The sequence below is a fragment of the Pseudomonas sp. UW4 genome (assembly GCF_000316175.1).
Classification (GTDB): Bacteria; Pseudomonadota; Gammaproteobacteria; order Pseudomonadales; family Pseudomonadaceae; genus Aquipseudomonas; species Aquipseudomonas laurylsulfatiphila.
Genome location: NC_019670.1, coordinates 57398 through 70393, shown reverse-complemented (window position 1 = coordinate 70393; position 12996 = coordinate 57398). Strand labels below are relative to the sequence as shown.

Genomic DNA, 12996 nt, shown 5'->3' with positions numbered 1-12996 from the left:
TTTCGGCGGGTCCGGCGCTAGAATAGCGGGACCGTTGACGACAAAGGGACAAGGTTATCATGCGCACACTAAATCGCCTGTTGCTGGCTGGCTTGTTTGCAATCACTCCATTGGCCGTCATGGCGGCGGACGATGCGCCATCGCCGGAACCGGATGTGACCATTCGCACGGAAGGCGACAATACGATCAAGGAATACCGCCAAAATGGCTTCCTGTATGCCATTCAGGTAACACCGAAGGGCGGAAAACCCTACTTTCTGGTGCGCGCCGATGGATCGGACGGTAACTTTATCCGCTCGGATCAGCCCGATATGCTGATTCCGTCGTGGAAGATTTTCGAGTGGAAGTAGTTTCTTAATTTCAATCGGCGCTGGCTCAACAATGGCGCCCGTACTGGCAGCTTAAACATGTCTGTGTTCACCCCCCTGGCTCGGCCCGAGCTGGAAGCTTTTCTCGCCCCTTATGGCCTCGGCCGCCTGCTTGATTTCCAGGGGATTGCCGCCGGTAGCGAAAACACCAATTTTTTTATCAGCCTGGAGCAGGGCGAATTTGTCCTGACCCTGGTCGAGCGCGGCCCGGTTCAGGAAATGCCGTTCTTCATCGAACTGCTCGACGTGCTGCACGGCGCCGACCTTCCAGTGCCTTACGCCCTGCGCACCACCGACGGCGTGGCCTTGCGCGAACTGGCGGGCAAACCGGCATTGCTGCAACCACGCCTGGCCGGCAAGCACATCAAGCAAGCCAATGCGCAACATTGCGCGCAGGTCGGTGAGTTGCTTGGCCATCTGCACCTGGCGACCCAGGCCAACATGATCAAGCGCAAAACCGATCGCGGCCTGGACTGGATGCTGGAAGAGGGCACGCAGTTCCTCTCGCACCTCGGTGCCGAACAGAAGGACCTGCTGCAACGGGCGCTGGAAGAAATCACCCGACAGAAAGAAAAAATCCTCGCTCTGCCGCGGGCGAACATTCACGCCGATCTGTTCCGCGACAACGCAATGTTCGAAGGCACACACCTGACCGGACTGATCGACTTCTACAACGCCTGCTCCGGGCCGATGCTCTACGACGTGGCGATTGCCTTGAACGACTGGTGCTCGGACGACGAGGGCGTGATCGATGGACCGCGAGCACGGGCCTTGCTGGGCGCTTATGCGGCCCTGCGACCGTTCACTGCTGCCGAAGCCGAGTTGTGGCCGACCATGCTGCGGGTGGCTTGCGTACGGTTCTGGTTGTCACGCTTGATCGCGGCAGAGTCGTTTGCCGGGCAGGACGTGTTGATTCACGATCCGATGGAATTCCAGCTGCGCCTGGCGCAGCGGCAGACGGTCAATACGCCGTTACCTTTCGCCCTTTAAAGGCTTCGCGAGCAGGCTCGCTCCCACAGGTTCACGGTGATCCTTGTGGGAGCGAGCCTGCTCGCGAATGGGGGCGCCATTTTTTTCGAATTACAACGACTCCAGGCACCCCGCCAGATCATTCCCCAATTTCTCCAGCACCTGCTCATAGCCCTGGGCCGTCGCCGGCGTGTAACCGCCCAACGCATCCAGTTCCGCCAGCTTCACCGGTAAACCCGCCACCAGGGTTTCCGCCAGGCGCGGACGCAGCGGTGGTTCGCTGAACACGCAGGTCTTGCCGACTTCCTGCAAACGCGCGCGCATCGCCGCGACATGCTGGGCACCGGGTTGCACTTCGGCCGCGACGCTGAACACACCCACGTGCTTGAGGCCGTAGGCGTCTTCGAAGTAATCGAACGCTTCGTGGAACACGAAGTAAGGCTTGCCCTGAACATCGGCCAGGCGTTTCTTCAGGCGCGCATCCAACGCATCGAGACGCTCGTCGAAGGCTTTCAGGTTGCTCTGATAGCGCACGGCATTGTCAGGATCGACGGCACTCAGGTCAGCCGCCATTTTCGTGGCGATGACCCGGGCGTTGACCGGCGACAGCCACAAATGTGCATCCAGGCTGCCTGGGCGATGATCGTGGTCGTGGTCGTCGGCTTCTTCGGCGTGGGAGTGGCTATCTTCGGCAAAACGGCGCAGTTTCATGCCTGGCAAATCCTGCACGGCCACGCTGGGCAGTGTACGACCATTGAGCACGCGAGGCAGGAAACCTTCCATGTCCGGGCCGATCCAGTACAGCAGGTCCACCGATTGCACCTTGCGTACATCGGAAGGGCGCAGCGCATAGTTGTGCGGCGAGGCACCCGGTGGCAGCAAGACCTCAGGAATCGCCACGCCGTCCTGCACCGCTGCGGCGATCAACTGCAGGGGTTTGACGCTGGCAAGGACCTTGACCTCGGCCTGCGCCGGACCGATCAGCAGAAAACTTGTGAAAAATGCGACAAAGATAGAAAAAAGACGGGACACGATGACCACTCGAAGAGGCGAGAACGGGTAACATAATAACGTCTCTCACAAAACTCGTCGCCGCTCATGCTAAAAACACCGATTGCCAGCCGCCCCCACGACCACTCGCATTGCGTTCACAGCGCTTTGTCCGAGGCCGATGCCCTGTGCGCTCGTCAAGGCCTGCGCCTGACCGCATTGCGCCGGCGGGTGCTGGAACTGGTGTGGCAAAGCCACAAGCCGTTGGGCGCCTACGACATTCTTGCGGTCCTCAGCGAGCAGGACGGTCGCCGCGCCGCGCCGCCGACGGTGTACCGCGCGCTGGATTTCCTGCTGGAAAACGGCCTGGTCCATCGGATTTCCTCGCTCAACGCCTTTATCGGCTGCAATCACCCGGAACATGCACACCAGGGTCAGTTCCTGATCTGCCGTGTGTGCCACGCCGCCATCGAGCTCGAGCAAAAATCCATCAGCGACGCGATCATCGCCAGCGCCAGGGATGTCGGGTTTGTCGTCGAAGGCCAGACCGTCGAAGTGGTTGGTCTGTGCTCGGGTTGCCAGGGGGCTTGATGAGCAACGCGCTGATCCGTCTAGAGCAGGTTGCCGTCACGTTCGCCGGGCAACCGGTGCTGGACAACATTGAGCTGAGTGTCGAGCCGGGGCAGATCGTGACCCTGATCGGCCCCAACGGCGCCGGCAAAACCACACTGGTACGTGCCGTGCTCGGCCTGTTGAAACCGGACAGCGGCAACGTCTGGCGCAAGCCGAAACTGCGGGTCGGCTACATGCCGCAAAAACTCCATGTCGATCCGACCCTGCCGCTGTCGGTGCTGCGCTTCCTGCGCCTGGTGCCGGGCGTAGACCGTGCGATGGCCTTGGCGGCACTCAAGGAAGTCGGCGCCGAGCACGTCATCGACAGTCCGGTGCAAAGCGTTTCCGGTGGTGAAATGCAACGCGTGCTACTGGCCCGGGCCCTGTTGCGCGAACCGGAACTGCTGGTACTGGACGAACCGGTACAGGGTGTCGACGTGGCCGGCCAGGCTGAGCTGTACAGCCTGATCACCCGCCTGCGCGACCGTCACGGTTGCGGCGTGCTGATGGTCTCCCACGATTTGCATCTGGTGATGAGCACCACGGATCAAGTGGTTTGCCTCAATCGTCACGTCTGCTGTTCAGGCCATCCCGAGCAGGTCAGCGGCGATCCGGCGTTCGTCGAGCTGTTCGGAAAAAACGCACAAAGCCTGGCGATTTATCACCACCATCACGACCACGCCCACGACTTGCATGGCTCAGTGGTCAAGGCGCCCGCATCGGGCAAACCCCATGTTCACGGAGATGGCTGCAAGCATGGCTGATTTTCTGCTCTACGCCCTGCTTGCAGGCCTGGCCCTGGCCGTTGTCGCGGGCCCGCTGGGGTCTTTCGTGGTCTGGCGGCGCATGGCTTATTTTGGCGACACCCTGTCCCACGCGGCACTGCTCGGCGTGGCCCTGGGCTTCCTGCTGGATGTCAGCCCGACGGTTGCCGTGACCGTTGGCTGTCTGCTGCTGGCGGTGTTACTGGTGACCTTGCAACAACGTCAGCCCTTGGCATCCGACACGCTTTTGGGAATTCTCGCCCCCAGCACGCTCTCTCTGGGCCTGGTGGTACTAAGCTTCATGCACGAAGTGCGGATCGACCTGATGGCGTATCTGTTCGGCGACCTGCTGGCAATCAGTCCAACCGATCTGGCCTGGATTCTTGGCGGCAGTGCGGCAGTGCTGGCCTTGCTGGTTGCATTGTGGCGGCCATTGCTGGCGATCACGGTGCATGAAGAACTGGCCAGGGTCGAAGGCCTTCCGGTGGCCGGATTGCGCCTGGCGCTGATGTTGCTGATCGCCGTGGTGATTGCCGTGGCGATGAAAATCGTCGGCGTGCTACTGATCACTTCGTTGCTGATCATCCCGGCGGCTGCGGCACAACGTCACGCCCGCTCGCCGGAGCAGATGGCACTGGGCGCGAGCCTGCTGGGCATACTCGCCGTGTGTGGCGGGCTGGCGTTGTCCTGGTTCAAGGACACCCCGGCCGGCCCGTCGATTGTGGTGGCAGCCGCCGCGCTGTTTCTGCTGAGTTTTGTTCTGCCCCGCCGAGGGGTGTAGACTTGCTCGTTTTTTGCGCAAATAGAGAGTCGCAGGAATGAAGTCGTTCGCCTCCCGTTATCTGCTCCTTGTCGCATTTTCTTTGCTGCTGGGCGCCTGCCAAAGCACGCCACCGGCGGCCACCGAGGCCGCCAATGCGCGAGCCACGGCCATCGTACAGCTGGAACAAAACATCGCCAGCGATGAACTGGCCACCGCCGAAGACCAATTGGCGGCCTTGCAGGCCGAATCGCCCAACGATGCATCCCTTGAGCAGTACCAGCGGCAACTGGCCGAAGCCTATCTGCGCCGCAGCCAGATCGTGCTGCAAAAAGGTGATGTGGATGCCGCTGCAACCGCCCTGAGCCGTGCCCGCGCGTTGATGCCCAAGGCTCCGGCACTGACCGGCGGAGTCAACGGCTCGATTGCCCAGGCGCGCAAGGCCGAGCTGGAAAAAGCCGAAGCCGCCCTGAAGGCTGCCGAAGCCAAGCCAAAAGCCAAGGTCATCGATCTGACGGCTGAAAGCACCACGGTCGCGCTGAATATCAACGATATGGGCAAACTGCGTCGCCAACTGGATGCCATCGCCGCCGATGTGGTGAATTTTCAGTGCGGCGTGAGCATTCAGGCTCCACGCACCGATGATTACCCTTGGCTGGCGACATTGCTGACAAAACGGGTGAACAAACTCGATCCCGAGTTTGACCTGAAACTGGAGCGACAGATTTTGCGCAGTGTTCCGGCGCAGATGGTTCTAACGCCCCGCAAATCTTAAAAGCATCGCGAGCAAGCTCGCTCCCACAGTAGAGACGTGTTGGTCACAAGATTTGTGGCAACTCGGATCCCTGTGGGAGCGAGCTTGCTCGCGATGGCGGCCTCTTTAACTCCAAAGATCCTCAGGCCGGAATCGCCCTGGCCTTCGCCTCCCTGTCCCAAACCCGATGTTGCCCGATCGCGGCGAAAAACCCTTTGATCAACTTCGCGTCCGTCCCCACGATCAATCCCGCATCAGCCTCCAGCTTCAACACATCCAGCAACTGCTTCGCTTCACCCTGCAAGGCGATAGCCTTGAGATGTTTGTATGCCTCCAGCAGGTAATGCAGCGCCACGCCGTCCGTACTCAGCGCCTTGATCGACGCGGCTCCGCCCGGCACGAACACCGCGTCGAATGCCACCGACGGCGAGCCCTCCATCGAAGCATCGACCACCAGGGTTTTGCCATCGGCGGTTTTCACGGGTGCAGAGGTCGGCCCCAGTAACTTCGCGTGAGCGCCCTGCGCTGCAAGCGCTTTCTTCATCGCATCAATCGCAACGCTATCAACGCCATTGGCCGCCAGAATCGCGACTTTTCGCGTCTTGATGTTCTCCGGCAATAAATTGGCCTGGCTCAATGCCGGAGAGTGATCCGGTGCGGTTTTGCGCACCTCGACGGTTCCTCGAGCCGGCGTAGGCAATCCAAGGTTCTGCGCCACTCGCTTGGCCAACTCCAGATCGATATTGGCGAGAATTTCGTTCACTTCCCGGGCGCGGATCGCCTCACGCTCAACCTTGCCCAATTCAAAGCTGTAGGCCGAGATGATGTGCTCCCGTTCATGCTCACTCATGCTGTGGAAAAACAAGCGAGCCTGGGAGAAGTGGTCAGCGAACGATTCGCTGCGCTGGCGAATCTTGTTGGCGTCGATGCGCTCCGGATAACTCTCGAATCCTCCATCCTGCGCCGAAACAGGCGTTTCCTTTGGCCAGCCGCCATCGATGGAGTTCGGCTCATAAGACGCACGTCCCTTGTCGATGGTGGCGCGGTGCTGCGCATCCCGCTGACCGTTGTGGAAGGGCGACACCGGACGGTTGATCGGGATCTCGTGAAAGTTCGGCCCGCCAAGTCGGCTGATTTGCGTGTCGGTGTAGGAAAACAATCGACCTTGCAGCAGGGGGTCGTTGGAGAAATCGATCCCCGGAACGATATGCCCGGGGCAGAAGGCAACCTGCTCGGTTTCGGCGAAGAAGTTGTCCGGGTTGCGGTTCAGCACCATCTTGCCCAACGGCGTGATGGGCACCAGTTCTTCGGGGATCAGCTTGGTAGGGTCGAGAATGTCGAAATCGAAGGCGTGTTCATTTTCCTCTTCGATGACCTGCACCCCCAACTCCCATTCCGGGTAGTCGCCGATCTCAATCGACTCCCACAGATCACGCCGATGGTAGTCGGCGTCCTTTCCCGCAAGTTTCTGCGCTTCGTCCCACACCAGGGAGCAAGTGCCGGCGGTAGGGCGCCAGTGGAATTTGACGAAGCGCGACTTGCCCTCGGCATTGATCAGGCGAAAGGTGTGCACGCCGAAGCCCTGCATGCTGCGCAGGCTTTTCGGGATCGCCCGGTCGGACATTGCCCACATCACCATGTGCGCCGACTCCGGTACCAACGAAACAAAGTCCCAGAACGTATCGTGGGCCGAGCCACCGGTAGGGATTTCGTTATGCGGCTCGGGTTTGACCGCGTGCACGAAGTCGGGAAACTTGATCGCATCCTGTATGAAAAACACCGGCATGTTATTGCCCACCAGGTCGAAGTTGCCTTCGTCGGTGAAGAACTTCACGGCGAAACCCCGTACATCACGCACGGTATCGCCTGACCCTCGCGGCCCCTGTACCGTGGAAAAGCGCACGAACACCGGCGTTTTCTTCGCGGGGTCCTGCAGGAAACCGGCCTTGGTCAGCACCGAGTGGTTTTCATAGCTCTGGAAATAACCATGGGCACCGGTGCCGCGAGCGTGAACGATGCGTTCGGGAATGCGCTCGTGATCAAAATGCGTGATCTTTTCACGCATGATGAAATCTTCCAGCAGCGACGGTCCGCGGGCCCCGGCCTTCAGGGTGTTCTGGTTGTCCGCCACCTTCACACCCTGGTTAGTGCGCAAGGCCTGCTCAGTGGCATCGGAGCGAAATGCTTCCAGGCTGTCGAGCTTGGCGTTGGTGTTGTGGCGGTCCGGGGTATCGGTCCCGGCCAGGACGCTCTTGGTGGCGGCAGGCTTCTTGGTACTCATCAGGCGTGAACTCCTCAGGCATATTCCAGTGGCCTAAGTAGTGACTGACGAGCTTATTCAGCCGTTCCTTTTTTCTGACCTTTGATCGCGTTATTGCCAAATGACAGGACAAATGCGAAATAAATGCTAAGAACCTCTATACGGACAGGCTAAAATGCGCGCCCGGCTAACCGCTGACCCTTTTCTAACGCGCCCCACAAGGTTCGCTACGTGATCGAGTTTCAAAACGTCCATAAAACCTACCGCGTCGCCGGTAAGGAAATCCCCGCGCTGCATCCGACCAGTCTGACGATTGAGAACGGGCAGGTTTTCGGCTTGATCGGTCATTCCGGCGCAGGAAAAAGTACCCTGCTGCGTCTGATCAATCGCCTGGAAAACGCCAGTGGCGGCAAGATCACCGTCGACGGTGAAGAAGTCACCGCGCTCGACGCCAACGGCCTGCGCCGCTTCCGTCAGCAGGTCGGGATGATTTTCCAGCACTTCAACCTGCTGGCCTCCAAGACCGTCGCCGACAACGTCGCACTGCCACTGACCCTGGCCGGCGAACTGTCGCGCAGCGAGATAGATTCGCGCGTGGCCGAGTTGCTGGCGCGGGTCGGTTTGTCCGACCACGCGAAAAAGTACCCGGCGCAATTGTCCGGCGGGCAAAAGCAGCGTGTCGGCATTGCCCGCGCCCTGGCGACCAAGCCAAAAATCCTGCTGTGCGATGAAGCCACCAGCGCTCTCGACCCGCAAACCACTGCATCGGTCCTGCAATTGCTGGCCGAGATCAATCGCGAGCTGAAACTGACCATCGTGTTGATCACCCACGAAATGGACGTGATCCGCCGGGTCTGCGACCAAGTGGCCGTGATGGACGCCGGCATGATCGTCGAGCAAGGCTCGGTGGCCGAGGTGTTCCTGCATCCGAAGCACCCGACCACCAAACGCTTTGTGCAGGAAGACGAGCAGATCGACGAAAGCGAACAGCGTGACGACTTCGCTCACGTACCGGGGCGCATCGTGCGTCTGACCTTCCAGGGCGATGCGACCTACGCGCCGTTGCTGGGCACCGTCGCCCGGGAAACCGGGGTGGACTACAGCATCCTGGCCGGTCGTATCGACCGCATCAAAGACGTCCCTTACGGGCAACTGACCCTGGCCGTGACCGGCGGTGACATGGAGGCGGCGTTCGCCCGCTTCACCGCAGCCGACGTCCACATGGAGGTGCTGCGTTAATGGAAGCCCTGACAAGTTTCTTCGCCAATATCGACTGGTTCGAAATCTGGCTGGCCACTGGCGACACCCTGCTGATGCTCGGCGGTTCGCTGTTGTTCACCGTGCTGCTCGGCTTGCCGCTGGGCGTACTGCTGTTCCTGTGCAGCCCGCGCCAGTTGCTGGAAGCCAAAGGTGTCTACGCGATGTTGTCGCTGGTGGTGAACATCCTGCGTTCGCTGCCGTTCATCATCCTGTTGATCGTGATGATTCCGTTCACCGTGTTGATCACCGGCACATCCCTCGGCGTTGCCGGTGCGATCCCGCCACTGGTGGTGGGTGCCACGCCGTTCTTCGCGCGCCTGGTGGAAACCGCCCTGCGTGAAGTGGACCGCGGCATCATCGAAGCCACCCAGGCCATGGGTGCGACCACGCGACAGATCATCACCAATGCGTTGCTGCCTGAGGCTCGTCCGGGCATCTTCGCGGCGATTACGGTGACCGCAATTACACTGGTGTCCTACACGGCGATGGCGGGTGTTGTCGGCGCCGGTGGTCTGGGTGACCTGGCGATCCGCTTCGGTTACCAGCGTTTCCAGACCGATGTGATGGTCGTGACAGTGGTGTTGCTGCTGGTATTGGTCCAGGTACTACAAACCGTTGGCGACAAGTTGGTCGTCCACTTTTCCCGCAAGTAAGACATGAGCCGGCCATTCGCTGGCAGGCGCCAAACGGGCGCCTCACAAGGAGTTAGCTGAATGAAAAAACTACTCGTCGCCTTCGCTGCCGTTGCCGCATTCTCGGCCCACGCGGCTGACACCCTGACCGTCGCGGCCACCCCGGTGCCACACGCCGAGATCCTCGAATTCGTGAAGCCGACCCTGGCCAAAGAAGGCGTGGACCTGAAGGTCAAGGTCTTCACCGACTACATCCAGCCGAACGTGCAGGTCGCGGAAAAGCGCCTGGATGCCAACTTCTTCCAGCACCAGCCGTACCTGGATGAGTTCAACAAGGCCAAGGGCACAAACCTGGTATCCGTCGCCGGCGTGCACCTGGAACCCCTGGGCGCTTACTCCAGCAAGTACAAGACCCTCGCTGAATTGCCTGGCGGCGCCAACGTGGTGATCCCGAACGACGCCACCAATGGCGGCCGTGCACTGTTGCTGATGGCCAAGGCCGGGCTGATCAAGTTGAAGGATTCGAACAACATCCTGTCGACCGTGAAGGACATCACCGAGAACACCAAGGACCTGAAAATCCGCGAACTGGAAGCCGCGACCATCCCGCGCGTGCTGACCCAGGTCGACCTGGCGCTGATCAACACCAACTACGCGCTGGAAGCCAAGCTTGATCCGGCCAAGGACGCGCTGGTCATCGAAGGCAACGACTCGCCGTACGTGAACATCCTGGTGGCTCGCCCGGATGACAAGGACAGCGAGGCGATGAAGAAGCTGGTTGCAGCTCTGCACAGCCCGGAAGTGAAGGCCTTCATCCTCGAGAAGTACAAAGGCGCGGTAGTGCCGGCGTTCTGATTGAACTGCGGAAACGAAACAGGGGACGCCAAGTGCGTCCCCTTTTTTGTGCCTTGAAATATAGACCCCTGTGGGAGCGGGCTTGCTCGCGAAGGCGGTGTGTCAGCCACTATCAATGTCGGCTGAACCACCGCCTTCGCGAGCAAGCCCGCTCCCACAGGGTTTTGTGTCGCTTAATTACGCTTGAGCATCACCGGCAACTGCGCCACCAGCTTCGCGTTGTTCAACGGCGCCCGGATGAAGCCGCGCTGCGTGCCGTCCGGCCCGATCACCGCGAGGTTGCCACTGTGGTCGACGGTGTAGTTTGGCTTGTTGGTGTCCGCCGGAATGAACGGAATGCTCACCGCGTTGGAGACCTTTTGCAGCTCATCGATCGACTTTGGCGTCAGGCCGACAAATTGCGGGTCAAAGTAGCCCAGGTACTGCTTGAGCTGCTGGGGGGTGTCGCGATTGGGGTCGATACTGACCAGCACGATCTGCAGCTTATCCACCGCCTCGGGCGGCAACTCGCTCTTGATCTGTCGCAGCTGGGCCAGGGTGGTAGGACAGACGTCCGGGCAGAAGGTGTAGCCGAAAAACAGCAGGCTCCACTTACCCTTCAATTCATTGATCGCGACCGGCTGGCCGTCCTGATTGGTCATCGTCACGTCCGGCAGATTGCGGCTTTGCGGCAGCAAAATGATACCGGCGTCGATCAGCGCCGTCGGGTCGCCCTGGTCTTTCCCGGACAGTACCTTGTTGACGGTCAGGCCCAGGATCAGTGCGACCAGGGCGACGAGGATGAAGACGGTTTTCTGGGTTCGAGTCATAGGTTCAACAGTAAGTAGTGGTCTACGAGCAGGGCGATAAACAGCAGGAACAAGTAGTAAATAGAGTACTTGAACGTGTTGATCGCCGCGTGCGGCCTAGTGCCACGGTACAACACCACGGCCCATTGCAGAAAGCGCGCGCCCAGCCCGAGCGCGCAGACCAGGTAGAGCATACCGCTCATGTGGATCACGTAGGGCATCAGGCTGACGGCGAGCAGCGCAAAGGTATACAGCAGGATATGAATCTTGGTGTAGTGCTCGCCATGGGTGACCGGCAGCATCGGGATGTCGGCCTTGGCGTATTCCTCCTTGCGATGGATTGCCAGCGCCCAGAAGTGCGGCGGGGTCCAGGCGAAGATGATCAGCACCAGCAGCAGCGGTTCGGCGCTGACATGACCGGTGGCTGCGGTCCAGCCGAGCAAGGGCGGCGCGGCACCGGCCAGACCGCCGATGACGATGTTCTGCGGGGTCGCACGCTTGAGGAATCCGGTGTAGATCACCGCATAGCCAAGCAGCGAGGCGAGGGTCAGCCACGCGGTCAGAGGGTTGGTAAACGCCAGCAGCATGGCTTGCCCGAGGGCCGCCAATACCAGCGCGAACGTCAGCGCGGCGGTCGGAGATATCCGGCCTTCGGCGAGCGGCCGTTTGTGGGTGCGCGCCATCACCGCGTCGATGCGCCGGTCCACCACATGATTGACCGCCGCGGCGCCACCGGCACACAGGGCGATGCCCAGGTTGCCGAACACCAGCACCGTCCACGGCACCCCGGCACGGGTCGCGAGGAACATCCCCACCAGTGACGTGATGAGCATCAGCACCACGACTTTGGGTTTTGTCAGTTCCAGGTAGTCACGCCAGATCGCCTGACTGGGACGTTCGCCGATCAGAATCGCCATGGCATCTCTCCTTTTATTGTTATGGGCCCGGCTGAATGTTTACGCAGGCTGAAGCGCCAGCGCGTTGGCTGTTTGACCCGGACCAGACTGGTTCGGGCGTGGTAGTTGACCAGCACCATGGTCAGCAACAGCGCCGCGCCGCCCGCGTTATGCGCGACGGCCAGCGGCAGCGGCAAATGGAACAGCACATTGCTGATGCCCAGGGTGATTTGTGCGCCAAGGGCGATCAGCACCAGGGCTGCCAGGCGTGTCATGCCGACCGCCTTCAATTGCCAGGCCAGACCGAGCAACACCAGGGTGACCAGCAAGGCGCCGATGCGATGGGTCAGGTGGATGGCCGTACGGGCATCGCTGTCCAGTTGCCCGCCGAGGTAATTCGGGCCGATGTGTTGGGTCAGATGAAAGCCATTGGCAAAATCGGCAGGCGGCAGCCATTGGCCGTGACAGGTTGGAAAGTCGATGCAGGCCACGGCGGCGTAGTTGGAACTGACCCAGCCACCGAGGGCGATTTGCCCGATCACCAGCAACAGCCCCGCCGTCGCCCAGTGCTGCAAACGTCGTGGCACGGTCAGCGCCGGCAGCACGCCGGACAGGCGCAAGGTCAGCAGAAACAACAGGCTCAAGGTCGCGAAGCCGCCAAGCAAATGCCCGGTGACCACCTGCGGCCAGAGCTTGAGCGTTACCGTCCACATGCCGAACGCGGCCTGTCCGATGACCACCGCCAACAGAAACAATGGCAACTTCACCGGTTGCCCCGGATGACGGCGATGCAACCACGCACGACCAGCCAACACCGCGATCAACACGCCCAGCGTGCCAGCGAAGTAGCGGTGTATCATCTCGTTCCAGCCCTTGTGGGCCTCGACCGGAGCGTCCGGGAAATGCAATTCGGCATGGGCCAGCTGGGCTTCGCTTTTCGGCACGCTGATGAAACCGTAGCAGCCTGGCCAGTCCGGGCAGCCGAGGCCGGCGTGGGTCAGGCGGGTGTAGGCGCCGAGCAATACCACGATCAGAGCCAGCAAGGTGGCAAACAACGCGAGGCGAAATCCAGGCTTGGCCATGACGAT

Annotated in this window: 14 protein-coding genes; 9 read left to right on the top strand and 5 right to left on the bottom strand. The window is 60.7% G+C overall.

Annotation, left to right across the window (positions count from 1 at the left end; genetic code table 11):
- Positions 1-59: 59 nt before the first annotated feature.
- Positions 60-350 (top strand): DUF2782 domain-containing protein, encoded by a 291-nt coding sequence (locus PPUTUW4_RS00345; RefSeq protein ID WP_015092908.1) that lies wholly within the window; start codon positions 60-62, stop codon positions 348-350.
- A gap of 57 nt (positions 351-407) precedes the next feature.
- Positions 408-1358, top strand: coding sequence for a homoserine kinase (locus PPUTUW4_RS00340; protein WP_015092907.1), 951 nt, complete (start codon positions 408-410; stop codon positions 1356-1358).
- A 90-nt stretch (positions 1359-1448) separates the two neighbouring features.
- Here the strand turns inward: PPUTUW4_RS00340 and PPUTUW4_RS00335 are convergent, their stop codons facing one another.
- Positions 1449-2369 carry a zinc ABC transporter substrate-binding protein gene (locus PPUTUW4_RS00335; RefSeq protein WP_177325091.1) on the bottom strand — a complete coding sequence of 307 codons (921 nt, stop codon included), beginning with the start codon at positions 2367-2369 and terminating at the stop codon, positions 1449-1451.
- Positions 2370-2435: 66 nt separating this feature from the next.
- On the opposite strand from PPUTUW4_RS00335, the gene zur reads away from it, so the two are divergent.
- From zur to PPUTUW4_RS00315, 4 genes are read left to right on the top strand one after another with little or no spacing between them, the layout of a single operon-like run.
- A complete protein-coding gene (gene zur, locus PPUTUW4_RS00330; RefSeq protein WP_008045818.1) occupies positions 2436-2918 on the top strand; it encodes a zinc uptake transcriptional repressor Zur in 483 nt (160 codons plus the stop codon).
- Positions 2918-3703: a zinc ABC transporter ATP-binding protein ZnuC gene (gene znuC, locus PPUTUW4_RS00325; protein ID WP_015092905.1), complete on the top strand. Its 786-nt coding sequence runs from the start codon at positions 2918-2920 to the stop codon at positions 3701-3703. The genes zur and znuC overlap by 1 nt, the downstream gene beginning before the upstream one ends.
- Entirely contained in the window at positions 3696-4484 is a 789-nt protein-coding gene (gene znuB / locus PPUTUW4_RS00320) for a zinc ABC transporter permease subunit ZnuB (RefSeq protein WP_015092904.1), read from the top strand. Before znuC ends, znuB begins: the two co-directional genes overlap by 8 nt.
- Before the next feature lie 37 nt (positions 4485-4521).
- The gene (locus PPUTUW4_RS00315) at positions 4522-5238 is read left to right on the top strand and encodes a PA5502 family lipoprotein (protein WP_015092903.1); all 717 of its coding nucleotides are present in this window, start codon (positions 4522-4524) and stop codon (positions 5236-5238) included.
- 121 nt (positions 5239-5359) lie between these two features.
- Here the strand turns inward: PPUTUW4_RS00315 and katE are convergent, their stop codons facing one another.
- Positions 5360-7498, bottom strand: coding sequence for a catalase HPII (gene katE, locus PPUTUW4_RS00310; RefSeq protein WP_015092902.1), 2139 nt, complete (start codon positions 7496-7498; stop codon positions 5360-5362).
- Positions 7499-7708: 210 nt separating this feature from the next.
- On the opposite strand from katE, the gene PPUTUW4_RS00305 reads away from it, so the two are divergent.
- From PPUTUW4_RS00305 to PPUTUW4_RS00295, 3 genes are read left to right on the top strand one after another with little or no spacing between them, the layout of a single operon-like run.
- Positions 7709-8716 carry a methionine ABC transporter ATP-binding protein gene (locus PPUTUW4_RS00305; RefSeq protein ID WP_015092901.1) on the top strand — a complete coding sequence of 336 codons (1008 nt, stop codon included), beginning with the start codon at positions 7709-7711 and terminating at the stop codon, positions 8714-8716.
- The gene (locus PPUTUW4_RS00300; protein WP_008002212.1) at positions 8716-9390 is read left to right on the top strand and encodes a methionine ABC transporter permease; all 675 of its coding nucleotides are present in this window, start codon (positions 8716-8718) and stop codon (positions 9388-9390) included. Before PPUTUW4_RS00305 ends, PPUTUW4_RS00300 begins: the two co-directional genes overlap by 1 nt.
- A gap of 60 nt (positions 9391-9450) precedes the next feature.
- Positions 9451-10224, top strand: coding sequence for a MetQ/NlpA family ABC transporter substrate-binding protein (locus PPUTUW4_RS00295; RefSeq protein WP_015092900.1), 774 nt, complete (start codon positions 9451-9453; stop codon positions 10222-10224).
- Positions 10225-10397: 173 nt separating this feature from the next.
- On the opposite strand, the gene PPUTUW4_RS00290 is transcribed toward PPUTUW4_RS00295, so the two are convergent.
- Genes PPUTUW4_RS00290 through PPUTUW4_RS00280 form a run of 3 tightly spaced genes read right to left on the bottom strand, consistent with a single transcriptional unit; the run spans position 10398 to position 12990 of the window.
- Entirely contained in the window at positions 10398-11033 is a 636-nt protein-coding gene (locus tag PPUTUW4_RS00290; protein ID WP_015092899.1) for an SCO family protein, read from the bottom strand.
- On the bottom strand, positions 11030-11929 hold the full coding sequence (gene cyoE / locus PPUTUW4_RS00285) for a heme o synthase (RefSeq protein ID WP_015092898.1): 900 nt from the start codon (positions 11927-11929) through the stop codon (positions 11030-11032). Before cyoE ends, PPUTUW4_RS00290 begins: the two co-directional genes overlap by 4 nt.
- Complete coding sequence (locus tag PPUTUW4_RS00280) at positions 11917-12990, bottom strand: COX15/CtaA family protein (RefSeq protein WP_015092897.1); 1074 nt, start codon at positions 12988-12990, stop codon at positions 11917-11919. Before PPUTUW4_RS00280 ends, cyoE begins: the two co-directional genes overlap by 13 nt.
- Between the last annotated feature and the right edge of the window lie 6 nt (positions 12991-12996).

Coding starts and splice junctions, on each gene's coding strand:
- PPUTUW4_RS00345 (WP_015092908.1), top strand. CDS start 60: ATGCGCACACTAAATCGCCTGTTGCTGGCTGGCTTGTTTGCAATCACT.
- PPUTUW4_RS00340 (WP_015092907.1), top strand. CDS start 408: ATGTCTGTGTTCACCCCCCTGGCTCGGCCCGAGCTGGAAGCTTTTCTC.
- zur (WP_008045818.1), top strand. CDS start 2,436: ATGCTAAAAACACCGATTGCCAGCCGCCCCCACGACCACTCGCATTGC.
- znuC (WP_015092905.1), top strand. CDS start 2,918: ATGAGCAACGCGCTGATCCGTCTAGAGCAGGTTGCCGTCACGTTCGCC.
- znuB (WP_015092904.1), top strand. CDS start 3,696: ATGGCTGATTTTCTGCTCTACGCCCTGCTTGCAGGCCTGGCCCTGGCC.
- PPUTUW4_RS00315 (WP_015092903.1), top strand. CDS start 4,522: ATGAAGTCGTTCGCCTCCCGTTATCTGCTCCTTGTCGCATTTTCTTTG.
- katE (WP_015092902.1), bottom strand. CDS start 7,498: ATGAGTACCAAGAAGCCTGCCGCCACCAAGAGCGTCCTGGCCGGGACC.
- PPUTUW4_RS00300 (WP_008002212.1), top strand. CDS start 8,716: ATGGAAGCCCTGACAAGTTTCTTCGCCAATATCGACTGGTTCGAAATC.
- PPUTUW4_RS00295 (WP_015092900.1), top strand. CDS start 9,451: ATGAAAAAACTACTCGTCGCCTTCGCTGCCGTTGCCGCATTCTCGGCC.
- PPUTUW4_RS00290 (WP_015092899.1), bottom strand. CDS start 11,033: ATGACTCGAACCCAGAAAACCGTCTTCATCCTCGTCGCCCTGGTCGCA.
- cyoE (WP_015092898.1), bottom strand. CDS start 11,929: ATGGCGATTCTGATCGGCGAACGTCCCAGTCAGGCGATCTGGCGTGAC.
- PPUTUW4_RS00280 (WP_015092897.1), bottom strand. CDS start 12,990: ATGGCCAAGCCTGGATTTCGCCTCGCGTTGTTTGCCACCTTGCTGGCT.